This is a genomic window from Streptomyces tendae, from assembly GCF_014650435.1.
Lineage (GTDB): Bacteria > Actinomycetota > Actinomycetes > Streptomycetales > Streptomycetaceae > Streptomyces > Streptomyces tendae.
Genome location: NZ_BMUY01000010.1, coordinates 228366 through 249866, shown reverse-complemented (window position 1 = coordinate 249866; position 21501 = coordinate 228366). Strand labels below are relative to the sequence as shown.

Annotated in this window: 21 protein-coding genes; 19 read left to right on the top strand and 2 right to left on the bottom strand. The window is 72.5% G+C overall.

Annotation, left to right across the window (positions count from 1 at the left end; all coding sequences use genetic code 11):
• Positions 1 to 44: 44 nt before the first annotated feature.
• From IE258_RS26280 to IE258_RS26265, 4 genes are read left to right on the top strand one after another with little or no spacing between them, the layout of a single operon-like run.
• Complete coding sequence (locus tag IE258_RS26280; RefSeq protein ID WP_189747358.1) at positions 45 to 1004, top strand: ABC transporter permease; 960 nt, start codon at positions 45 to 47, stop codon at positions 1002 to 1004.
• The gene (locus IE258_RS26275) at positions 1001 to 1897 is read left to right on the top strand and encodes an ABC transporter permease (RefSeq protein WP_189747357.1); all 897 of its coding nucleotides are present in this window, start codon (positions 1001 to 1003) and stop codon (positions 1895 to 1897) included. Before IE258_RS26280 ends, IE258_RS26275 begins: the two co-directional genes overlap by 4 nt.
• Positions 1894 to 3636 (top strand): dipeptide ABC transporter ATP-binding protein, encoded by a 1743-nt coding sequence (locus IE258_RS26270; protein ID WP_189747355.1) that lies wholly within the window; start codon positions 1894 to 1896, stop codon positions 3634 to 3636. Before IE258_RS26275 ends, IE258_RS26270 begins: the two co-directional genes overlap by 4 nt.
• Entirely contained in the window at positions 3633 to 4559 is a 927-nt protein-coding gene (locus IE258_RS26265) for an ROK family protein (protein WP_189747353.1), read from the top strand. Before IE258_RS26270 ends, IE258_RS26265 begins: the two co-directional genes overlap by 4 nt.
• A 21-nt stretch (positions 4560 to 4580) precedes the next feature.
• Here the strand turns inward: IE258_RS26265 and IE258_RS26260 are convergent, their stop codons facing one another.
• The gene (locus tag IE258_RS26260) at positions 4581 to 5759 is read right to left on the bottom strand and encodes a YihY/virulence factor BrkB family protein (RefSeq protein ID WP_189747351.1); all 1179 of its coding nucleotides are present in this window, start codon (positions 5757 to 5759) and stop codon (positions 4581 to 4583) included.
• Positions 5760 to 5859: 100 nt separating this feature from the next.
• Between IE258_RS26260 and IE258_RS26255 the strand changes: the two genes are divergently transcribed.
• The 15 genes from IE258_RS26255 (at position 5860) to IE258_RS26185 (ending at position 20919) form a co-directional block, all read left to right on the top strand.
• A complete protein-coding gene (locus IE258_RS26255; protein WP_189747349.1) occupies positions 5860 to 7503 on the top strand; it encodes an acyl-CoA dehydrogenase family protein in 1644 nt (547 codons plus the stop codon).
• 242 nt (positions 7504 to 7745) lie between these two features.
• A complete protein-coding gene (locus IE258_RS26250; protein ID WP_189747347.1) occupies positions 7746 to 9035 on the top strand; it encodes a GAF domain-containing protein in 1290 nt (429 codons plus the stop codon).
• A 240-nt stretch (positions 9036 to 9275) separates the two neighbouring features.
• Complete coding sequence (locus IE258_RS26245; protein WP_189747623.1) at positions 9276 to 10589, top strand: hypothetical protein; 1314 nt, start codon at positions 9276 to 9278, stop codon at positions 10587 to 10589.
• A gap of 88 nt (positions 10590 to 10677) precedes the next feature.
• Entirely contained in the window at positions 10678 to 11250 is a 573-nt protein-coding gene (locus IE258_RS26240; RefSeq protein WP_189747344.1) for a GNAT family N-acetyltransferase, read from the top strand.
• A gap of 67 nt (positions 11251 to 11317) precedes the next feature.
• Positions 11318 to 11482 carry a putative leader peptide gene (locus IE258_RS42090; protein ID WP_373309931.1) on the top strand — a complete coding sequence of 55 codons (165 nt, stop codon included), beginning with the start codon at positions 11318 to 11320 and terminating at the stop codon, positions 11480 to 11482.
• Positions 11483 to 11632: 150 nt separating this feature from the next.
• Positions 11633 to 13330, top strand: coding sequence for a sulfite reductase SirA (gene sirA / locus IE258_RS26235; RefSeq protein WP_189747342.1), 1698 nt, complete (start codon positions 11633 to 11635; stop codon positions 13328 to 13330).
• Positions 13327 to 13506 (top strand): hypothetical protein, encoded by a 180-nt coding sequence (locus IE258_RS26230; protein WP_159328176.1) that lies wholly within the window; start codon positions 13327 to 13329, stop codon positions 13504 to 13506. The genes sirA and IE258_RS26230 overlap by 4 nt, the downstream gene beginning before the upstream one ends.
• Positions 13503 to 14213 carry a phosphoadenylyl-sulfate reductase gene (locus tag IE258_RS26225; protein ID WP_189747340.1) on the top strand — a complete coding sequence of 237 codons (711 nt, stop codon included), beginning with the start codon at positions 13503 to 13505 and terminating at the stop codon, positions 14211 to 14213. Before IE258_RS26230 ends, IE258_RS26225 begins: the two co-directional genes overlap by 4 nt.
• A 1-nt stretch (position 14214) precedes the next feature.
• The gene (cysC, locus tag IE258_RS26220; protein ID WP_189747338.1) at positions 14215 to 14808 is read left to right on the top strand and encodes an adenylyl-sulfate kinase; all 594 of its coding nucleotides are present in this window, start codon (positions 14215 to 14217) and stop codon (positions 14806 to 14808) included.
• Positions 14805 to 15743, top strand: a complete 939-nt coding sequence (gene cysD, locus IE258_RS26215) for a sulfate adenylyltransferase subunit CysD (protein WP_189747336.1) — start codon at positions 14805 to 14807, stop codon at positions 15741 to 15743. The genes cysC and cysD overlap by 4 nt, the downstream gene beginning before the upstream one ends.
• A gap of 2 nt (positions 15744 to 15745) precedes the next feature.
• Entirely contained in the window at positions 15746 to 17101 is a 1356-nt protein-coding gene (locus tag IE258_RS26210; protein WP_189747334.1) for a sulfate adenylyltransferase subunit 1, read from the top strand.
• 233 nt (positions 17102 to 17334) lie between these two features.
• Positions 17335 to 18438 (top strand): aliphatic sulfonate ABC transporter substrate-binding protein, encoded by a 1104-nt coding sequence (locus tag IE258_RS26200; RefSeq protein ID WP_189747332.1) that lies wholly within the window; start codon positions 17335 to 17337, stop codon positions 18436 to 18438.
• A gap of 33 nt (positions 18439 to 18471) precedes the next feature.
• Positions 18472 to 19266, top strand: coding sequence for an ABC transporter ATP-binding protein (locus tag IE258_RS26195; RefSeq protein ID WP_159328182.1), 795 nt, complete (start codon positions 18472 to 18474; stop codon positions 19264 to 19266).
• Positions 19253 to 20164 carry an ABC transporter permease gene (locus IE258_RS26190; protein WP_189747330.1) on the top strand — a complete coding sequence of 304 codons (912 nt, stop codon included), beginning with the start codon at positions 19253 to 19255 and terminating at the stop codon, positions 20162 to 20164. The genes IE258_RS26195 and IE258_RS26190 overlap by 14 nt, the downstream gene beginning before the upstream one ends.
• Before the next feature lie 8 nt (positions 20165 to 20172).
• Positions 20173 to 20919 carry a sirohydrochlorin chelatase gene (locus IE258_RS26185; RefSeq protein WP_159328184.1) on the top strand — a complete coding sequence of 249 codons (747 nt, stop codon included), beginning with the start codon at positions 20173 to 20175 and terminating at the stop codon, positions 20917 to 20919.
• 24 nt (positions 20920 to 20943) lie between these two features.
• On the opposite strand, the gene IE258_RS26180 is transcribed toward IE258_RS26185, so the two are convergent.
• Complete coding sequence (locus IE258_RS26180) at positions 20944 to 21492, bottom strand: DUF1697 domain-containing protein (RefSeq protein ID WP_159328185.1); 549 nt, start codon at positions 21490 to 21492, stop codon at positions 20944 to 20946.
• Positions 21493 to 21501: the final 9 nt, after the last annotated feature.

Sequence of the window (21501 nt, the reverse complement as noted above, 5' to 3'; positions counted from 1 at the left end):
CTCATCCGCAGCTGCCCCGTCCGCACCCAGTCACCCGGAAACCCATGAGCACATACTCCTTCCTGATCAGGCGGGTCCTGCAGGCCCTGGCGGTGGTCCTCCTCGTGACCGTCGTGGTGTTCTGCCTGCTGCACGCCCTGCCCGGGGGCCCCGCCCGCGGCATCCTCGGCCCCCAGGCCACCGCCTCGCAGATCACCGCCTTCAACCACGAGCAGGGGCTCGACAAGCCGCTGCCGGTTCAGTACGTGTACTACCTGAACCAGCTGATCCACGGCGACCTCGGCATGTCGTACACCCTCAACGAGCCCGTCTCCCAACTGATCACCGAACGGCTGCCGAAGACGCTGCTGCTGACCGTCCTCTCGGCGGTCGTCGGCCTGCTGGTCGCGGTGCCGCTCGGCGTGTGGCAGGCCGTGCGCCGCAACAAGCCGGTCGACTACGTCATCACCACGCTCAGCTTCATCGCCTACTCCACCCCCGTGTACTTCCTCGGCCTGATCCTGGTCCTGGTCTTCAGCCAGGTCCTGCCCTGGTTCCCGGCCCAGGCGCCGCAGGGCAACAGCGTCCTGGCCGTGCTCTCCCAGCCGCAGGGCCTGGTGCTGCCGGTGGTGGCCGGCGCGGCCACCATGGTCGCCGTCTTCAGCCGCTACATGCGCTCCGCCACGCTGGAGAACCTGACCGAGGACTACGTGCGGACGGCGCGGGCCGGCGGCTCCCGCCCCCGGGCCATCCTGACGCGGCACGTCTTCCGCAACTCGCTGACCCCCGTGGTGGCCATGCTCGGCTACTACGTGCCGGTCCTCTTCGGCGGTGCCCTGGTGGTGGAGCAGCTCTTCAACTACCCCGGCATGGGCCTGCTGTTCTGGACCGCCGCCCAGTCCTCCGACTATCCCGTGCTGCTGGGCTGCGTCCTGGTCATCTCGATCGCCACGGTGACCGGCACCCTCCTGGCCGACGTCCTGCAGCGCGTCATCGACCCCCGAGTGAAGGCAGGTCGGTCATGAGCAGTTCCCTCGCCTCCGTGGACGGGCTCGCCGCGAAGCCCGCGCAGGCCGCCTCCGGCACCCGGCTCGCGGTCCGCCGCTTCCTGCGCAACCGCCTCGCCGTGGTCGGGCTCGGCGTGGTGGTCTTCTTCGTCCTCTTCTGCTTCGTCGGTCCACTGATCTACTCCACCGACCAGACCCACACGCTGCTCCAGCAGGTCAACCAGTCGCCCAGCGGCGCCCACTGGCTCGGTACCGACGCGGTCGGCCACGACGAGCTGGGCCGGCTGATGTACGGCGGCAAGGTGTCTCTGATCGTCGGTCTGTCGGCCGGTGTCCTCGCCACCGTCATCGGCACCCTGTGGGGCGCCGCGGCCGGCTACGCGGGCGGCTGGGTCGACGCGGTCATGATGCGCGTGGTGGACGCCGGCATCGCCATCCCCGCCCTGTTCATCCTGCTGGTGGTCTCCGCGATCACCACCCCCGACCTGACCGGCCTGGTCCTCATCCTCGGTCTCATCTCCTGGCTCGTGCCCTCGCGCCTGGTGCGGGCGGAGACGCTGACACTGAAGAACCGGGACTTCGTCCTCACCCTGCGCGCGATCGGCGGCACCCACGCGCGCGCCATCATCCGGCACATCCTGCCGAACTCGGTGTCGACCATCATCGTGGCGGCCACCTTCCAGGTCGCCGACGCGATCCTGCTGGTGGCCTACGTCTCCTACCTCGGCCTGGGCGTGCAGCCCCCGTCCACCGACTGGGGCGGCATGCTCTCCACGGGAATGACCGCCGCCTACTCGGGCTACTGGTGGCTGATCGTGCCGCCCGGCCTCGCCATCATCCTGGTGGTGTGGGCGTTCAACGCGATCGGAGACGGACTCCGGGACGCATTCGACGTGAGGGGGCGTGCGTGAGCGCCGTTCGACGACCGGCCGCCGACACCCTCGGCGGTCACATCCTCGACCTCGACGACCTGGGCGTCGTCTTCACCACGGAGACCGGCCCGGTGCAGGCCGTGCGCGGCGTGTCCCTGCACGTGGCGCCCGGCGAGACGCTCGCCCTGGTCGGCGAGTCGGGCTCGGGCAAGTCCACCGTCGCGCTGGCGGCCATGGGGCTGCTGTCCGGCAACGCCCGCGCCACCGGAAGGGCCGTCGTGGACGGCACCGACATCGTCGGCGCCGACGAGGAGCGGCTGTCCGGGCTGCGCGGTTCGACCGTCTCCATGGTGTTCCAGGAACCGGCCACCGCGCTCGACCCGCTCACCCGGGTCGGCAAGCAGATCGCCGAGGTGATCCGCAACCACCGGCGGGTGTCCGCGGCGGACGCCGCCGAGCGCGCCGTCGAACTGCTCCGCCGCGTCGGCATCCCCGAGCCCGAGCAGCGGGCCCGCGCCTACCCCTTCCAGCTCTCCGGCGGCCAGCGCCAGCGCGTCGTCATCGCCATGGCCATCGCCAACGAACCGGCGCTGCTGATCGCCGACGAGCCCACCACCGCGCTCGACGTGACCGTGCAGGCCGAGATCCTCGACCTGCTGCGGCGGCTCGCGGAGGAGACCGGCACGGGTGTCCTGCTGGTCACCCACAACATGGGGGTCGTCGCGGACTTCGCCGACCGGGTCGCGGTGATGTACCAGGGCGCCATCGTGGAGACCGGCCCCGTCGAGGACGTGCTGCTGCGCCCCTCGCACGACTACACCAAGCGGCTGCTGTCCGCCGTACCGCGGCTCTCGGTCGCCGAGGCCGGCGGGACCGCGCGGGCGGACGAGCGGGCGGACGGGCCGGGGGCCGACGCGCCCGGGGCCGCGCCCGCCGGGCAGCCGGCGGTGGAGCTGACGGACGTCTCGGTGGTCTTCGGCCGCGGGAAGCAGGCGGTGCACGCCCTCAAGGGCGTCTCCTTCGCCGTCCACCCCGGGGAGACCCTCGGCCTGGTGGGCGAGTCGGGCTCCGGCAAGTCCACCGCCTCCCGGGTGGCGCTCGGCCTGATCGCGCCCACCGCCGGTTCGGTCACGCTGTTCGGAGCCGACCTGGCCCGTACCCGGGCCCGGGCGAGGCGGGCGCTGCGGGCCGGGATCGGCGTCGTCCTCCAGGACCCGGTCGCCTCGCTCGACGCCCGTATGACGGTCGGCGAGTGCGTCGCGGAACCGCTGCGGATCCACCGCGGGAGGCTGTCCGGCAGGGAACGGGAGTCGCTGGTGGCCGCGGTGCTCGACCGGGTCAGGCTGCCGCGGGAGGTCGCCCGGCGCACGCCGCGCGAGCTGTCCGGCGGCCAGCGCCAGCGGGTGAGCCTGGCCCGCGCCCTGGTCCTCGAACCGCGGCTGCTGGTGGCGGACGAACCCACCAGTGCCCTGGACGTGAGTGTGCAGGAGGCGGTCCTCGAAGTGATCCGCGAACTGCAGGAGGAGCTGGGCTTCGCCTGCCTCTTCGTCTCCCACGACCTGGCCGTCGTGCAGCAGTTCGCCCGCCGGGTGGTCGTGATGCGGGCGGGGCGGGCCGAGGAGCAGGGGCTCACGTCGGCCACCCTGCTGCACCCGGAGACCGACTACACCCGGCGCCTGCTGGCGGCGGTGCCCGTGCCCGACCCGGTCGTCCAGCGCGGGCGGCGGGCGGAGCGGCTGGCGACTCTGGCCGCCGGGCGGACGGAGGAGCAGGGGTGAGCGGTCCCGACACCGCGGTCTTCGCCGGGGTCGACATCGGGGGCACCACCACGCAGGTGGTGCTCTGCGACGCGGAACTGAAGGTGCTCGACCGCGCGGAGGTGGCCACTCCGGCCCGTTCCGGCGGCCGGGCGATGATCGCCGCGACCCTCGACGCGCTCGCCGTCGTGCGGGCGCGCACCCCCGGCCGGCTGGCCGCCGTGGGGGTGGGCGCGGCCGGAGTGGTCGACGCGGCCTCCGGTCACGTCCTGGTGGCGAGCGACTCGTTCACCGACTGGGCCGGTTTCCCCGTGACGGCCGCTCTGCGCACCGCACTGGGCGTCCCCGCCTTCCTCGACAACGACGTCAACGCCTTCCTGCGCGGCGAGATCGCGTGCGGAGCGGCGGCGGGCGAGGAGGACGTCCTGGGCATGACCCTGGGCACCGGAGTGGGCGGTGCGCTGTGGACGGGGGGCGAGCTGCGCACCGGGGCGCACGGTGCGGCCGGCGAGATCGGCCACATCCCCGGTTTCGGCGACCTGCCGTGCACCTGCGGCGGCCGCGGCCACCTGGAGACGCTGGCCTCGGCCCGATCGCTGCGGGCCCGCTACGGCGAGCGCACCGGGCGGGAGCTGACCGCCCGCGAGGTGGCCGAGGCGGCCCGCAGCGGGGACGCCGACGCGCATGCCGTGTACGCGGCGGCGGGCGCCGGTGTAGCCCGCGCGATCGTGATGACCGCCGGCCTCGTCGACATCGCCACGGTCGTGATCGGGGGTGGTGTCAGCGGCGCCTGGCCGCTGCTGGAACCGCTGATCCAGGAGCCGCTCGCCGCCGAGCCGCCGATCAGCGGCCATCCCGTCAAGCTGCTGCGGGCGGCCCTGGGGGCGGACGCGGTGCCGCTGGGCGCGGCGGCCCGGGCACGCCACGAGCTGACCGCCCGCTGACCTGGCACCCGGGAGGGTGTTCTAGGAGGCCCCCGGCTTGCCGTGACCGTGGCCGTGGCTGTCGTCGCGGTGGTCGTGGTGGTGGGTGTGGTTCACCGGGGGCGGGGTCTTCGGGTGGGTGCGCAGGCGGGCCGTGACGTCCTCGGGGGGCAGGAAACGGGACCAGCGCTCGGGGAACTCGGAGGGCATGTCGGGGTCGCCCCCGCCGTTCGCGGAGGTGCGGGCGACGTACTCGGCGACCTGGGCCTGGCGCAGCCGCTCGTTGGCCTCGCGGGCGGCCGCGGTCGCGGCGGCCGGCCACACCCGGTCGATGGCCGCGTTGACCGCGGCGCCGACGAGCACCGCGAACGCGGACACACCGATCCACAGCAGCACGGCGACGGGCGCGGCGAGGGAACCGTAGATGGTGGGGCCCTCGACGGTGCTGGTGAGGTAGATGCGCAGCAGGAAGCTGCCCAGGACCCACATGGCGAGGGCGACCAGTGCGCCGGGGACGTCCTCGATCCACGGTGAGCGCACCGGCACGGACACGTGGTACAGCGTGGTCAGGAACGCCACTGACAGGATGATCACGACCGGCCAGTACAGCACCTGGACGACCGTCGTCGACCAGGGCACGACCCGTACCACGGCGTCCGGTCCCGCCACCATCAGCGGCAGCGCGATCGACCCGATCACCAGGGCCACGATGAACAGCAGGAAGGCCATCAGGCGGGTCCTGACGATGCCCCGGACGCCGTCGAGGCCGTACATCACGGTGATGGTGTCGATGAAGACGTTCACCGCGCGGGAGCCCGACCACAGGGCGAACAGGAAGCCGATGGAGATGATGTCGGGCCGGCCGCCCTTCATCACGTCGTCCAGGATCGGCTCGGTGATCTGCTTGACGCCCTTCTCGGAGAGCACCGCGCGGGAGGCGTCCAGGATGTTGTTCCGCAGGCTCTCGGTGGTGTCGGCGCCGATCCAGGAGTCGACGTAGCCGAGCAGTCCGAGCAGGCTCAACAGCAGGGGCGGCACCGAGAGCAGGGTGAAGAACGCGGCCTCGGCGGCCAGGCCGAGGATGCGGTACTCCATGCACGAGTTGACCGTGTCCTTGAGCAGCAGCCAGGCGGTCCTGCGTTTGGAGACGTTCCGGTACAGGACCCGGGCACGGTGGAGCCGGCCCGAGGGCCGTTCGGGGGATTCACTTGCTGGCTGCACGCCCTAAAGGTATCCGGCGCCGGGGGTGCCACTCATCCGCGGACGCCCGCCGTCCCCGTCCCGGCCCGCCGGGACCCCGCGGCACGATAGGTTCACGTCCATGGCAGGCAGTACCCACACCGTGACGAATCAGGCGCCGCCGCTGACCGGCTACGACGTCTTCACCTCCGACCGGGTCCTGACGGAGGCGGTCGGGCGGCACCTGGCGGACCGGCCGCGCGAGGAGGCGCTCGCCGAGCTGTCGGGTCTTGGCCGGGGCTGCGGGTCGTTCCAGACCCAGGAGTGGGGTGCCCAGGCCAACGAGCACCCGCCGGTGCTGCGCACCCACGACCGCTACGGCCACCGCGTCGACGAGGTCGACTTCCACCCGGCGTGGCACCGGCTGCTCGGCAAGGGCGTCTCGGCGGGGCTGACGGACGCCTGGTCGCGGCCGGGCGGGCAGGTGCGGCGCGCGGCGGCCTTCCTGATGTGGACCCAGGTGGAGGCGGGCACCTGCTGTCCGCTGTCGATGACCCACGCGGCGGTGCCGGCCCTGCGCGCCGACCCGGAGCTGGCCGCCGAGTGGGAGCCCCGGCTGACCTCCCGGGTCTACGACCGGGAGCTGCGGCCCGCCCGCCTGAAGGCCGGGGTGCTGTTCGGGATGGGCATGACGGAGAAGCAGGGCGGCAGCGACGTAAGGGCGAACACCACGTCGGCGCGGCCACTGGCCGAGGCGGGCGCGTACGAGCTGACCGGGCACAAGTGGTTCTGCTCGGCGCCGATGTCGGACGGCTTCCTCGTGCTGGCGCGCGCTCCGGAGGGGCTGACCTGCTTCCTGGTGCCGCGCGTGCTGGCGGACGGCACCCGCAACGTGTTCCTGATCCAGCGGCTCAAGGACAAGCTGGGCAACCGGTCCAACGCCTCCGCCGAGGTCGAGTTCGCCGGGACCTGGGCGCGCCGGGTCGGCGCGGAGGGGCGCGGGGTGCCCACGATCATCGACATGGTGGCGGCGACCCGCCTCGACTGCGTGCTGGGCTCGGCGGGGCTGATGCGGCAGGCGGTGGCGCAGGCGGTGCACCACTGCGCGTACCGCGAGGCGTTCGGCGGGAAGCTGGTCGACAAGCCGCTGATGCGCAACGTCCTCGCGGACCTGGCGATCGAGTCGGAGGCGGCCACGACGCTCGGGCTGCGGCTGGCGGCGGCCTGCGACGGGGCCGCGGAAGGTGACGAAGGGGAGCGGGCGCTGCTGCGACTGGCGGTGCCCGCGGCCAAGTACTGGGTGACCAAGCGGTGTGCGCCGGTCGCGGTGGAGGCGGCCGAGTGCCTGGGCGGCAACGGGTACGTCGAGGAGTCCGGGCTGCCCCGGCTGGTGCGCGAGTCGCCGCTGAACTCGATCTGGGAGGGCGCGGGGAACGTGCAGGCGCTGGACGTGCTGCGGGCGCTGGGGCGCGAACCGGCGGCGCTGGACGCGTATCTGACCGAGGTGGGGGCAGCGCGCGGGGCCGATCACCGGCTGGACGCGGCGATCCGGGACCTGCTCACGGACCTGGCCGACCTCGCCGCCGCCGAGGGGCGGGCCCGGCTGCTGGCGGAGCGGCTGGCGCTGGTGCTGCAGGGGGCACTGCTGGTGCGGTACGCGCCGCCGGAGGTCGCCGACGCGTTCTGCGCCGCGCGGCTGGGCGGCGACGGGGGTGCGGCGTTCGGCACGCTGCCGCCGACCCTGGACCTGGCGGCGGTGGTGGAGCGGGCGCGGCCCGCGGTCTGATTCCGGCCGCGTGGCGCGGGGGTGGTGCTGCGCCGACACGGCACCACCCCCGCCACACGGGCCTGTTCAGGCCGCGTACGCCGCTCGGGACGGCGTGATTCAAGTTTGGCCACCCGCAAAGTCGTCCACCAGGGTTGCAGGGGGTTGCAACTTGCGGTCGGCTGTGTGCGGACTGTGCCCGTCCGGCGTGGGCAACCGGTCAGTATGAGACGAACATTCGACTTCCGGAAGGACGAGGTCCCGTGGCGCTCTCGCCCATGGACGTGACGCAGTTCGCCGCCGTCGACACGGCGCGTGCGGCCCGGATGCTCAACGAGGTCCGCACCGCGAGACTCTCGGGCGGGCGGGCTCCGGTGGCGCCGCGTCCGGTGATCGAGCAGTCCTGGGAGCGGATGCTGCGCAGCGGGGTGGACCCGGAGCACGACTTCCGTTCCGGGCTGCTGGGCCCGGCGGAGATCCGGCGGCGGCGCGAGACCTCCGAGCTGCGGCATGTGCTGCCGGTGCTGCGGGAGGCGTTGCTGTCGGTCGCGGACGTGGCCCACCACATCATGGTGGTCGCGGACGAGGACGGCCGGGTGCTGTGGCGGGAGGGCAGCGCGCGGGTGCTGCGCCGGGCCGACGGGCTCGGCTTCGAACTCGGGGCGGACTGGCGGGAGGAGGTGGTCGGCACCAACGGCGTGGGGACCCCGGCGGTGACCCGGCGGCCCGTACAGGTCTTCGCCTCCGAGCACTTCGTGCGGTCCCAGGCGACCTGGACCTGCTCCGGGGCACCGATCACCGACCCGCGCAGCGGGCGGTTGCTCGGGGTGGTCGACGTGAGCGGGCCGCTGGAGACGATGCACCCGGCGACGCTCGCGTGGGTGGACTCGGTGGCCAAGCTGGCCGAGGCCCGGCTGCGGGAGCTGCACACGCAGTCGCTGGAGCGGTTGCGGGCGGTGGCGGCGCCGGTGCTGGCCCGGCTCGGCGGGCGGGCGCTGGTGGCGGACCGGGACGGCTGGACGGCGGCGGTGACGGGGATGCCGTACCTGGACCGGGTGGTGCTGCCCAAGTCGCCGGAGGCGGGGGCCCGGTGGCTGCCGGCGTTCGGGCCGTGCACGGTGGAGCCGCTGGCCGAGGGCTGGCTGGTGCGGGCCGCGGCCGGGCCGGTGCCGCAGGGCGCCACCCGGATCGTGCTTGACCTCGGGCAGCCGCGCCGCTGGTCGGTCCGGGTACTGGGCGGCGCGGAGGACTGGACGCGGGAACTGAGTCCGCGGCACGCGGAGTTGCTGTACCTGCTGGCGGTGCACCGGGGCGGGCGCAGCGCCGCCGGGCTGGCCGAGGACATGTTCGGCGACCGGGCCCGCACGGTGACGGTACGGGCGGAGATGTCGCGGGTGCGGAGGTACCTCGGGGCCTACCTGGAACACCGGCCGTATCGTTTCTGCGAGGACGCGGAGGTGGAGATCCTGCTCCCCGCCGACCTCCGGGACCTGCTCCCCCACTCCACGGCTCCGGCGGTGGCGCGGCGGCGGGTGTCGCCGGGGGTGCCGTGACGCCGGGGTGCCGTGGCGTCGGGGTGCCGTGGCGTCGGGGTCCGTGACGCCGGCGGTGCCGTGCCGAGGCGTCCGGGGCGCCCCGGATGGCCGTAAAGGCGGCTTGATTCCGCATATTTGCATCGTCTGCGTCCGCCGGGCCGCCCGTCTGCCGTAGCATCCTTGATGGACCGTCCCATCCGCTCCTCGGGCAACGCGACCACCGTCGAGCGCAGTTGGTCCGGCGTCCGTGGAGGTTCGATGAAGCAGCGCGGCAGACACCGCCGGCGCAGACGGGGCAGGGCGCTGCGCGCGGCCCTGACCGGCGCGGCCCTCGCGCTGACCGGTGCCGCCACCCTGATCAGCGCCTCGCAGGCCACGGTCGCCGACGACCCCGGCGCCCTCAAGCCCCTCAGCTCCGCCGCCGAGACCGACGCGCTGCGGCTGACCGAGCACCGCGTGCCGGCCACCTGGCTCGACCGGCTCTCCGCCGCGATGGGCGACCCGGTGGGCGTCGACACCGTCCTCGACTCCGCCGACCACACCCTGCGCGACGCCGCCGACTGCACGGCCGGGGAGCGCGAGGCACTGCCGGTCTCTCCCGCCGCCACCCGCGCCTACTGCTGGGACTCCGCCGACACCGACGGCTGGCGCCCCGGCGCGGTCACCACCTCCGGGGACGCCGACGAGGACGGCCGCTGGGGCTCCCACCGCGTCATCCTCTCCGCCTGGTCCCGCGACGACGGCACACCCCAGGGGGGCCTCGCCCGGGTCTCCTTCGTCGACGCCGACGACCCCGGCCGGCTCGGCTACACCTCGGCGCTGCTCGCCGTCCCGGTCGACGGCGGCCACGACTACCGGGGGCTCGCCTCCCCCGTCACCGGCATGGTCTGGTACCAGGACAAGCTGCTGGTCACCACCGCCGCCGGGGACCGCGACGCGCTGTACGTGTACGACGTGGAGCGGGTCCAGCGCGCCACCACCGCGGCGGACGCCGTCGGGCGAGTGCCCGGCGGCTGGGCGGCGGGCGGCCACCGGTACGTGCTGCCCGCGATCGCCTCCTACCGGCTCCCCGACACCGGCGACGCGGCCCGCCCCGGCGCGATCTCCCTGGACCGGGGCACGGCCCCGGACAGTCTGGTGGCCACCGAACACGTGGCCGCGGACGGCGACCGGCCCACCCGGCTGTGGCGCTACGCGCTGCGCACGGCCACGGACCCCGCCCGCACCGGACTGCCCGTCACGGACTCCACCGGCCATGTGAACGCGGTCGAGGCGTACGAGACCGGCGCGGCCGAGGTCGGGGGCGTGCTGTCGCACCGGCCGCCCGGCGCGACCCGCTCCGACTGGTACCTGGGACGCGCGGCCGGCGGACAGGACGGCCGCGGGACCCTGTGGCGCCAGGACGCGGAGGGCGCCCGGGCCGCGGAGTGCGGGGCGGACGGGTCGCAGCGGTGCTGGAGCGGGCCGGCGGGCTCGATGTCGTACTGGGAGCGGACCGGCGAGGTCTGGTCCCAGTCGGACCGCATGCTGTTCGCGGTGCCGCTGGCGTCGATCGAGGACGCGCTCGACTGACGCGCCGCCGGGGCGTCGTCCCGGGCCTCGGCGGACCGCACCGGGCGGGGATCGACAGATCCGCGGGGCGGATGATTCCCTGACCGGCATGACCAACATCGCCGTGACCACGTGGTCCCTGGAGCAGACGGCGCCCACCGATCTGCTGCCGGCCGCCGCCCCGGAGGGGGACGTCCGGATCGTCCGCGCCGAGGTGCCCTCCCCCGAGTTCAGCCGTTTCCTGTACGCCTCGGTGGGCGGCGACATCCGCTGGACGGACCGGCTCGGCTGGAGCCACGCGCGGTGGCGGGAGCACCTGGAGCGGCCGGGCGTGGAGACCTGGGTCGCCCACGACCGCGGCACGCCCGCCGGGTACGTGGAGCTGACGCCGGGCGACGACGGGGTTGTGGAGATCGAGTACTTCGGCCTGATCCCGGCCTTCCGCGGCCGCCGCATCGGCGGCCACCTCCTCTCCTGTGGCACCGCCCGCGCCTGGGACCTGGCGGAGCGCTGGCCGGGCCTCGCCACCACCAAGCGGGTGTGGCTGCACACCTGCAGCAAGGACGGCGAGTACGCCATGGACAACTACCAGCGCCGCGGCTTCCGCCTCTTCGACACCAAGGTGGAGGAGGAGGCGGACGTGGCCACTCCGGGGCCGTGGCCCGGGGCTTTCCCCGCCTGACCTTCGCCGACACATCCGTTTTCGGCCGACTGGCCGGCCGGGTCGCCCCATGTGACCAAGGACACCCATGTCTCGCTCCACGAGACAAGGGTGTCCACATTTTGGATTAAGCTGGACCAGTCACAGATCGCCGTGCCACGCTTCCGTCATGCCTGGAACTGGAATTGCCTTGGTGAGTCGGCGGCACGTCGACCTCGGCCGCATGTCCAGCGCCATCTGTCCGGGCCGCTGAGAGCACCCTTCAGCACCTCCGGATTCCCTGCATTCACCTCGCTCCCGCGCAATGACGCGCACGCGTGTCTCACGTACGCCCACGTAGTGCCATGCGCCATGCGCGCAGGTCAGAGCCGCATTTCGCCTGTCTCCAAAGGACGTGTCAACCATGGCCGCCACCCCGCCGAAGCCCGCTGCCGCGACCCCGCGCCGCAAGGTGAGCCGTCACCGCGGCGAGGGCCAGTGGGCGGCCGGGCACTTCACCCCGCTCAACGGGAACGAACAGACCAAGAAGGACGACGACGGTCTCAACGTTCGGCCACGTATTGAGACGATCTACTCCAAGCGCGGCTTCGACTCGATCGACCCCGGCGATCTGCGCGGCCGTATGCGCTGGTGGGGCCTGTACACCCAGCGCCGCCAGGGCATCGACGGCGGCAAGACGGCGATCCTCGAGCCGGAGGAGCTGGACGACCGCTACTTCATGCTCCGCGTCCGCATCGACGGCGGCGCGCTCACCACCGCTCAGCTGCGCGTCATCGGTGAGATCTCGCAGGAGTTCGCGCGCGGCACGGCCGACATCACCGACCGGCAGAACGTCCAGTACCACTGGATCCGCATCGAGGACGTGCCGGAGATCTGGAACCGCCTGGAGGGCGTCGGCCTGTCCACGGTGACCGCCTGCGGCGACACGCCCCGCGTGATGATCGGCTCCCCGGTGGCGGGCATCGCCGAGGACGAGATCATCGACGGCACGCCGGCCCTGGAGGAGATGAAGCGCCGGGTCCTGAACAACCCGGCGTACTCGAACCTCCCCCGCAAGTTCAAGACCGCGATCTCCGGGTCGCCGGTCCTCGACGTGGTGCACGAGATCAACGACGTGGCCTTCGTCGGCGTCGAACACCCCGAGCACGGACCGGGCTTCGACCTGTGGGTCGGCGGCGGCCTGTCCACCAACCCCAAGCTGGGCGTGCGGCTGAACGCCTGGGTGCCGATCGAGGACGTGCCCGACGTCTACGAGGGCGTCATCTCCATCTTCCGCGACTACGGCTACCGGCGGCTGCGCAACCGCGCCCGCCTGAAGTTCCTGGTCGCCGACTGGGGCGCGGAGAAGTTCCGCCAGGTACTGGAGGACGAGTACCTGCGGCGGAAGCTGACCGACGGACCGGCGCCCGCCGACCCGACGAGCCGCTGGCGCGACCACATCGGCGTGCACCGGCAGAAGGACGGCCGCTACTACGTCGGCTTCGCCCCGCGCGTGGGCCGCGTCGACGGCACGATCCTGACCAAGGTCGCCGACCTGGCCGAGGCGCACGGCTCGGGCCGGGTGCGCACCACGGTCGAGCAGAAGATGATCGTCCTGGACGTCGAGGAGGCGCGGGTCGACTCGCTGGTCGAGTCCCTGGAGGCGCTGGACCTCACCGCCAGGCCCTCCACCTTCCGGCGGGGCACCATGGCCTGCACCGGCATCGAGTTCTGCAAGCTCGCCATCGTCGAGACCAAGGCGCGCGGCGCCTCACTCATCGACGAACTGGAGCGCCGCCTCCCGGACTTCGACGAGCCCCTCACCATCAACCTCAACGGCTGCCCGAACGCCTGCGCCCGCATCCAGACCGCGGACATCGGTCTCAAGGGCCAGCTGATGCTCGACGAGCACGGCGAGCAGGTCGAGGGCTACCAGGTGCACCTGGGCGGCGCCCTCGGCCTGGAGCCGGCCTTCGGCCGCAAGGTGCGCGGCCTCAAGGTCACCGCGCAGGAACTGCCCGACTACGTGGAGCGCCTCCTCAAGCGCTACCAGGCCGAGCGCGCGGACGGCGAGCGCTTCGCCACCTGGGCGGCCCGCGCCTCCGAGGAGGCCCTGTCGTGAGCGAGCGCGCCGCGCCCTTCTACTGCCCCTACTGCGGCGACGAGGACCTGCGGCCGGGTGAGCAGGGCCACGGCGCCTGGGAATGCGGGGCGTGCAACCGCGCATTCCAGCTGAAGTTCCTCGGGCTGCTCGCCCGGGGTCTTCAGTCCGACTCCACGGGAGGGGAACCGACATGACGGCGGTTCAGGAAGAACGCACGACCGACGACCTCAGGGCGCTCGCCGAGCGGGCGGGCCGCGAGCTGGAGGACGCCACCGCGCTGGAGATCCTCCAGTGGGCGGCGAAGACGTTCGGCAGCCGCTTCTGCGTGACCTCCTCGATGGAGGACGCCGTCGTCGCCCACCTCGCCTCCCGCGCCCTGCCGGGCGTGGACGTGGTGTTCCTCGACACCGGCTACCACTTCCCGGAGACCATCGGCACCCGCGACGCGGTCGAGGCCGTGATGGACGTGAACGTCATCACGCTCACCCCGCGCCAGAGCGTCGCCGAGCAGGACGCCGAGTACGGGCCGAGGCTGCACGACCGCGACCCCGACCTGTGCTGCGCGCTGCGCAAGGTGAAGCCGCTGGAGGAGGGCCTGAAGGGCTACCTGGCCTGGGCGACCGGGCTGCGCCGCGACGAGTCGGAGACCCGGGCGAACACGCCGGTCGTCGGCTGGGACGAGAAGCGGGGCAAGGTGAAGATCTCGCCCATCGCCAAGTGGTCACAGGAAGATGTGCAAACGTACGTCACCGAGCACGGCGTCCTCACGAACCCGCTGCTGATGGACGGCTATGCCTCCGTGGGCTGCGCGCCCTGCACCCGCCGTGTGCTGGAGGGCGAGGACGCCCGCGCCGGACGCTGGGCGGGCCGCTCCAAGACCGAGTGCGGACTGCACGGCTGACATGACGACGACCACCGGACCGGCGAGCACCGGACCATCGACACCCAGGGAGAACCACGTGACGACCGGAGCCACCGTCTGGCTCACGGGGCTGCCCAGCGCCGGCAAGACCACCATCGCCCGCGAGCTGGCCGACCGCCTGCGTGAGGAGGGCCGCCGCGTCGAGCTGCTCGACGGCGACGAGATCCGCGAGTTCCTCTCCGCGGGCCTCGGCTTCGACCGCGCGGACCGGCACACCAACGTGCAGCGCATCGGCTTCGTCGCCGAACTGCTCGCCCGCAACGGCGTCACGGCGCTGGTCCCGGTGATCGCGCCGTACGCGGACAGTCGAGACGCGGTGCGCGAGCGGCACGGCGCGAACGGCACCGCGTACGTCGAGGTGCACGTGGCCACGCCCGTCGAGGTGTGCTCGGTGCGCGACGTGAAGGGCCTGTACGCCAAGCAGGCCGCGGGCGAGCTGACGGGGCTCACCGGGGTGGACGACCCGTACGAGGAGCCCGTCAAGCCCGATCTGCGCATCGAGTCGCAGGACCAGACCGTTCAGGAGTCCGCCGCGGCGGTCCACGCCCTGCTCACCGAAAGGGGACTGGCATGACGACGACCGCCGAAGCGGCGCGGGAGGGTACGGCGGGCCCGTACGCCCTCTCCCACCTCGACGCCCTCGAGTCGGAGGCCGTGCACATCTTCCGCGAGGTCGCGGGCGAGTTCGAGCGGCCGGTGATCCTCTTCTCCGGCGGCAAGGACTCGATCCTGATGCTGCACCTGGCGCTGAAGGCGTTCGCCCCGGCGGCCGTGCCGTTCTCCCTGCTGCACGTGGACACCGGGCACAACTTCCCCGAGGTCCTGGAGTACCGCGACCGCACGGTGGAGAGGCACGGGCTGCGGCTGCACGTCGCCTCCGTGCAGGACTACATCGACCGCGGGGTGCTCAAGGAGCGCCCGGACGGCACCCGCAACCCCCTCCAGACGCTGCCGCTGACCGAGAAGATCCAGGCGGAGAAGTTCGACGCGGTCTTCGGCGGCGGGCGCCGCGACGAGGAGAAGGCCCGCGCCAAGGAGCGGGTGTTCTCGCTGCGCGACGAGTTCTCCCAGTGGGACCCGCGCCGCCAGCGCCCCGAGCTGTGGAACCTGTACAACGGCCGGCACGCCCCGGGCGAGCACGTCCGCGTCTTCCCGCTCTCCAACTGGACCGAGCTGGACGTGTGGCAGTACATCGCCCGCGAGGGCATCGAGCTGCCGCAGATCTACTACGCCCACGAGCGCGAGGTCTTCGCCCGCTCCGGCATGTGGCTGACGGCCGGTGAGTGGGGCGGCCCGAAGGACGGCGAGACGACCGAGAAGCGGCGGGTCCGCTACCGCACCGTCGGCGACATGTCCTGCACCGGCGCCGTCGACTCCGACGCCGACACCATCGAGAAGGTCATCGCCGAGATCGCCGTCACCCGGCTCACCGAACGCGGCGCCACCCGCGCCGACGACAAGATGTCCGAGGCCGCGATGGAAGACCGCAAGCGCGAGGGGTACTTCTAGACATGACCAGCACCACTGAACCCGTCGAGCCGCTGTCGGTCTGGCAGTTGTCGGAGACGACCCTGCTGCGGTTCGCCACCGCCGGCTCGGTCGACGACGGCAAGTCCACGCTGGTCGGCCGTCTCCTGCACGACTCCAAGTCGGTCCTCACCGACCAGCTGGAGGCCGTCGAGCGCGCCTCCGCGAGCCGCGGCCAGGACGCCCCGGACCTCGCGCTGCTCACCGACGGCCTCAGGGCCGAGCGCGAGCAGGGCATCACCATCGACGTGGCCTACCGCTACTTCGCCACCCCGCGCCGCCGGTTCATCCTGGCCGACACCCCCGGGCACGTGCAGTACACGCGGAACATGGTCACCGGCGCCTCCACGGCCGAGCTGACGGTCATCCTGGTCGACGCCCGCAACGGCGTCGTCGAGCAGACCCGCCGGCACGCCGCGATCGCCGCCCTGCTGCGCGTCCCGCACGTCGTCCTGGCCGTCAACAAGATGGACCTGGTCGACTACCAGGAGTCCGTGTTCGCGGCGATCGCCGAGGAGTTCACGGCGTACGCCACCGAGCTGGGCGTCCCGGAGGTCACCGCGATCCCCATCTCGGCGCTGGAGGGCGACAACGTGGTGGAGGCGTCGGCGGTCATGGACTGGTACGGCGGCCCGACGGTGCTCGAGCACCTGGAGACCGTCCCGGTCAGCCACGACCTGGCGCACTGCCACGCCCGGCTGCCGGTGCAGTACGTGATCCGGCCGCAGACCGCCGAGCACCCCGACTACCGCGGCTACGCGGGGCAGATCGCCGCCGGCACCTTCCGGGTGGGCGACGAGGTCACCGTGCTGCCCTCGGGCCGCACCTCGAAGGTGTCCGCCATCGACGTGCTCGGCGAGCCGGTCGACGCCGCCTGGACGCCGCAGTCGGTGACGCTGCTCCTGGAGGACGACATCGACGTCTCGCGCGGCGACCTGATCGTGCCCAGCGAGGACGCCCCGGCCACCAGCCAGGACGTCGAGGCCACCGTCTGCCACGTCGCCGACGCGCCGCTCACCGTGGGCCACCGGGTGCTGATCAAGCACGGCACCCGCACGGTCAAGGCGATCGTCAAGGACATCCCGGCCCGGCTCACGCTGGACGACCTGTCCCTGCACCCGCACCCCGGGCAGCTCGTCGCCAACGACATCGGCCGCGTGAAGATCCGCACCGCCGAGCCGCTGCCCGCCGACACCTACGCCGACTCCCGGCGCACCGGCTCGTTCATCCTGATCGACCCCAGCGACGGCACCACGCTCACCGCCGGCATGGTCGGCGAGTCCTTCGCCGCGCCGGACCCGGTCAAGGACGCGGCCGACGACGGCGGGTGGGACTTCTGAGCATGTCCTCCCCCGACTTCTACTCCACGTTCGCCAAGGAGGGCGGCCGCGTCGGCAGCGGCTTCCTCGGCAGCGGGCAGGGCGGAGTGGCGCGATGTGCGCGGTGACGTACGCGCACCGCTCGCGCGCCCTCACCCCCCACAGCCGAAGACCTGCCGACCTCCCGGCCACGACCTGACACCTCGGACCAACCGACAGGCGTGCGTGCCGGACCAACGAGAGGAACACCTCCCGTGCCTGCCACCACCGCCCTGCGCCGCACGCTGGCGGTCATAGCCGCCCTTCCCCTCCTGACGCTGGCCGCCTGCGGCTACGGCTCCCAGGCGAAGGACGACGACACCGCCAAGGTCGCCGAGGGCGCCGAGAAGATCGACGGTCTCGACTCCGTCCGGATCGGCTACTTCGGCAACATCACCCACGCCACCCCGCTGGTCGCCAACCAGAAGGGCTTCTTCCAGAAGGCGCTGGGCGCCACCGAGGCCAAGTACGCGGTCTTCAACGCGGGTCCGTCCGAGATCGAGGCGCTGAACTCGGGCTCCATCGACATCGGCTGGATCGGCCCCTCGCCGTCGATCAACGGCTACACCAAGTCCGCCGGCAAGAACCTGCGCATCATCGGCGGTTCGGCCTCGGGCGGCGTGAAGCTCGTGGTGAACCCGGACAAGATCAAGTCCCTGAAGGACGTCAAGGGCAAGCGCATCGCCACCCCGCAGCTGGGCAACACACAGGACGTGGCGTTCCTCAACTGGATCGCCGAGCAGGGCTGGAAGGTCGACGCGCAGAGCGGCAAGGGCGACGTGACGGTCGTCCGCAGCGACAACAAGGTCACCCCGGACGCCTACAAGTCCGGCTCCCTGGACGGCGCCTGGGTGCCCGAGCCCACCGCGTCCAAGCTGGTGGCCGAGGGCGGCAAGGTGCTCCTGGACGAGTCGACGCTGTGGCCGGACGAGAAGTTCGTGATCACGAACATCATCGTGTCGCAGAAGTTCCTCAAGGAGCACCCGAAGGCCGTGCAGGCGGTGCTCGAGGCGTCGGTCGACACCAACGAGTGGATCACGGCCAACCCGGACGAGGCGAAGACCGCGGCCAACGCCCAGCTGGAGAAGGACTCCGGCAAGGCGCTCCCGACGGACGTGCTGGACCCGGCCTGGGAGTCGATCAAGCTCACCGACGACCCGCTGGCCTCCACCCTCGACGCCCAGGCGGAGCACGCCGTGAAGGCCGGTCTGCTGGACAAGCCCGACCTGAACGGCATCTACGACCTGACGCTGCTGAACAAGGTCCTCAAGGCCAAGGGCAAGCCCGCGGTCGACGACGCCGGGCTCGGCGTCGAGTAAAGCCCGGATCCGACCACCCAGGAGGTGACGACCATGGCCACGACCACGACCCTCGCCAAGGCCGCCGACGGCACCGAGTCGGCCGAGTACGCGGCCCGCATCGAGCACGTCTCGAAGTCCTTCGCGGGCCCCGCCGGGCAGCAGCTCGTCCTGGACGACATCACCCTCGATGTCGCGCCCGGCGAGTTCGTCACCCTCCTGGGAGCCTCCGGCTGCGGCAAGTCCACGCTGTTGAACCTGGTGGCGGGCCTGGACCGGCCCAGCGCGGGCGGCATCAGCACGGACGGGCGGCCGGCCCTGATGTTCCAGGAGCACGCCCTGTTCCCGTGGCTGACCGCGGGCAAGAACATCGAACTCGCCCTCAGGCTGCGGGGCGTGCCCAAGTCCGAGCGCCGCGACAAGGCGGAGGAGCTGCTCGAACTCGTCCGCCTGAAGGGCGCGTACGGCAAGCGGGTGCACGAGCTGTCGGGCGGTATGCGCCAGCGGGTCGCGATGGCCCGGGCGCTGGCCCAGGAGAGCAAGCTGCTGCTGATGGACGAGCCGTTCGCGGCGCTTGACGCCATCACGCGGGACGTGCTGCACGACGAGCTGACCCGCATCTGGCGCGAGACGCAGGTGTCCGTGCTGTTCGTGACGCACAACGTCCGCGAGGCCGTGCGGCTGGCCGAGCGGGTGGTGCTGCTGTCCTCCCGTCCCGGGCGCATCGCGCGCGAGTGGACGGTCGGCATCCCGCAGCCGCGCCGTATCGAGGACACCGCCGTGGCGGAGCTGTCCGTCGAGATCACCGAAGAACTGCGTGGGGAGATCCGCCGACATGGCCAGCACTGACACGACGCGTCCCGCCGGGGACCGAGACGCGAAGGACGGCGGCGACCTCGCCGGTCTGGAGGCGGGCCTGGACGCACTGGAGTCGGTGCAGCAGGGGCGCACGCCGTGGCGGCAGACCTTCGTCGAGAAGATCCTGCCGCCCACCGTCGCGGTCCTGCTGGTCCTCGCCGTGTGGCAGGCGCTGGTCTCGTTCGAGATCGTCGACGACCCCACCAAGCTGCCCGCTCCCTCCGACGTGTGGGACGTGCTGCACCAGGCATGGCTCCAGGGCGAACTGCTCGGCTACATCTGGACCAGCGTCTCGCGCGGTCTGCTCGGCTTCTGCTTCGCACTGGTCATCGGCACCCCGCTGGGGCTGCTGGTGGCGCGGGTGAAGTTCGTGCGGGCGGCGATCGGCCCGATCCTGTCCGGCCTCCAGTCCCTGCCGTCGGTGGCCTGGGTGCCCCCGGCCGTGATCTGGCTGGGCCTGAACAACTCGATGATGTACGCCGTCATCCTGCTCGGCGCGGTGCCCTCCATCGCCAACGGCCTGGTGTCCGGCGTCGACCAGGTCTCCCCGATCTTCCTGCGGGCGGGGCGCACGCTGGGCGCGACGGGGCTGAAGGGCACCTGGCACATCGTGCTGCCGGCCGCGCTCCCCGGCTACGTCGCCGGTCTCAAGCAGGGCTGGGCGTTCTCCTGGCGTTCGCTGATGGCCGCCGAGATCATCGCCTCCTTCCCCGACCTGGGCGTCGGCCTCGGGCAGTTGCTGGAGAACGGCCGCAACGCCAGCGACATGGCCATGGTCTTCGAGGCCATCCTGCTGATCCTGGTCGTCGGCATCGCCATCGACCTGCTGATCTTCAGCCCGCTGGAGCGCTGGGTGCTGCGCAGCCGCGGTCTGCTGGTGAAGGGCTGAGGCACACCATGTCCGCACCGGTCCGCCCCGTCCTCCTGGTCGTCGCCCACGGCAGCCGCGACCCGCGGCACGCCGCGACCGTGCACGCCCTGGTCCGCCGGGTGCGGGCGCTGCGCCCGGACGTGCGGGTGGAGACGGGCTTCCTGGACTTCAACGTCCCCTCGGTGCAGGGCGTCCTGGAATCCCTGGAGACGGAGGGCGTGCGGGACGTCGTGGCGCTCCCGCTGCTGCTGACCCGCGCCTTCCACGCCAAGGCGGACATCCCCGCGGTCCTGGCGGCGGCACCGCCGCGCCTCAGGATCCGGCAGGCCGAGGTGCTCGGCCCCTCGCCGCTGCTGCTGTCGGCGCTGGAGCGGCGCCTGTACGAGGCGGGTCTCACGCCCGCCGACAAGCCCTCGACCGGGGTCGTGCTGGCCTCGGCGGGGTCCTCCGACCCGGAGGCGATCGCAGTGATCGCTGAAATCGCGCGGGAGTGGCGGCACACCGGTTGGTGCGCCGTGCGGCCTGCGTTCGCCTCCGCATCCCTTCCGCGCACCGAGGACGCGGTACGGCAGTTGCGCGCGCTGGGCTGTGCGCGCGTCGCCGTCGCCCCGTACGTACTGGCGCCCGGTTTCCTGCCGGACCGTATCGCGCGGGGAGCGGCCGGGGCGGACGTGCTGGCGGACGTGCTGGGCCCCGCACCGGAGGTGGCGCGGGTCCTGCTGGAGCGGTACGACGCGGCGCGGGTGCCGGTGGCGCTGGCGGTCGGGGCCTGAGGGATCGAGCCCGGCACGGGCCCCTCAGGCGCCCGTAAGCTCCACGAGTTTGGTGACGGTGTTCCAGTTGCGGCTGGTGGCGATCAGCCCCTTGTTGACGCGGGGTTTGGCGAGGGCTTCGGCGAGCTTGGAGCGGCCGAGGCCGTCCGGTGCGTAGAGGTACAGGGCGCGGTCGCCGAGACGGAACTCCTCGGGACGGAAGGCCGGTGCGTCGATCTGCGCGAAGCGGTCCGCGTCGACGGGCGCGGAGAAGTAGGTGACGTGCAGCTGCCTGGCCTCCAGTTCGGCGGCGGGGAAGGGGCACGCCTCGACGATCCCCTTCAGGTAGGCGTGGTCGCGCACGATCACGTCCACCGGGAAGCCGAATCGCCCCTCGACCGCCTTGGCCAACTCCGCGGCCAGGGACTCCTCGTCGCCGTGGTCGGAGGCGAAGACGGCCTGCCCGCTCTGCAGATGGGTGCGCACCGCGTCGTGGCCGAGTGAGGTCAGCAGCGCGCGCAGGTCGGCCATCGGGACCTTACGGCTGCCGCCCACGTTGATCCCGCGCAGCAGCGTCGCGTACATCGTCGTCATCCGCACACC

What these genes read in the sequence shown, in the direction of transcription:
- IE258_RS26190 (WP_189747330.1), top strand. Translation starts at nt 19,253, where the DNA reads ATGGCCAGCACTGACACGACGCGTCCCGCCGGGGACCGAGACGCGAAG.
- IE258_RS26245 (WP_189747623.1), top strand. Translation starts at nt 9,276, where the DNA reads ATGAAGCAGCGCGGCAGACACCGCCGGCGCAGACGGGGCAGGGCGCTG.
- IE258_RS26255 (WP_189747349.1), top strand. Translation starts at nt 5,860, where the DNA reads ATGGCAGGCAGTACCCACACCGTGACGAATCAGGCGCCGCCGCTGACC.
- sirA (WP_189747342.1), top strand. Translation starts at nt 11,633, where the DNA reads ATGGCCGCCACCCCGCCGAAGCCCGCTGCCGCGACCCCGCGCCGCAAG.
- IE258_RS26210 (WP_189747334.1), top strand. Translation starts at nt 15,746, where the DNA reads ATGACCAGCACCACTGAACCCGTCGAGCCGCTGTCGGTCTGGCAGTTG.
- IE258_RS42090 (WP_373309931.1), top strand. Translation starts at nt 11,318, where the DNA reads ATGTCTCGCTCCACGAGACAAGGGTGTCCACATTTTGGATTAAGCTGG.
- cysC (WP_189747338.1), top strand. Translation starts at nt 14,215, where the DNA reads ATGACGACGACCACCGGACCGGCGAGCACCGGACCATCGACACCCAGG.
- IE258_RS26275 (WP_189747357.1), top strand. Translation starts at nt 1,001, where the DNA reads ATGAGCAGTTCCCTCGCCTCCGTGGACGGGCTCGCCGCGAAGCCCGCG.
- IE258_RS26225 (WP_189747340.1), top strand. Translation starts at nt 13,503, where the DNA reads ATGACGGCGGTTCAGGAAGAACGCACGACCGACGACCTCAGGGCGCTC.
- IE258_RS26180 (WP_159328185.1), bottom strand. Translation starts at nt 21,492, where the DNA reads ATGACGACGATGTACGCGACGCTGCTGCGCGGGATCAACGTGGGCGGC.
- cysD (WP_189747336.1), top strand. Translation starts at nt 14,805, where the DNA reads ATGACGACGACCGCCGAAGCGGCGCGGGAGGGTACGGCGGGCCCGTAC.
- IE258_RS26195 (WP_159328182.1), top strand. Translation starts at nt 18,472, where the DNA reads ATGGCCACGACCACGACCCTCGCCAAGGCCGCCGACGGCACCGAGTCG.
- IE258_RS26185 (WP_159328184.1), top strand. Translation starts at nt 20,173, where the DNA reads ATGTCCGCACCGGTCCGCCCCGTCCTCCTGGTCGTCGCCCACGGCAGC.
- IE258_RS26280 (WP_189747358.1), top strand. Translation starts at nt 45, where the DNA reads ATGAGCACATACTCCTTCCTGATCAGGCGGGTCCTGCAGGCCCTGGCG.
- IE258_RS26240 (WP_189747344.1), top strand. Translation starts at nt 10,678, where the DNA reads ATGACCAACATCGCCGTGACCACGTGGTCCCTGGAGCAGACGGCGCCC.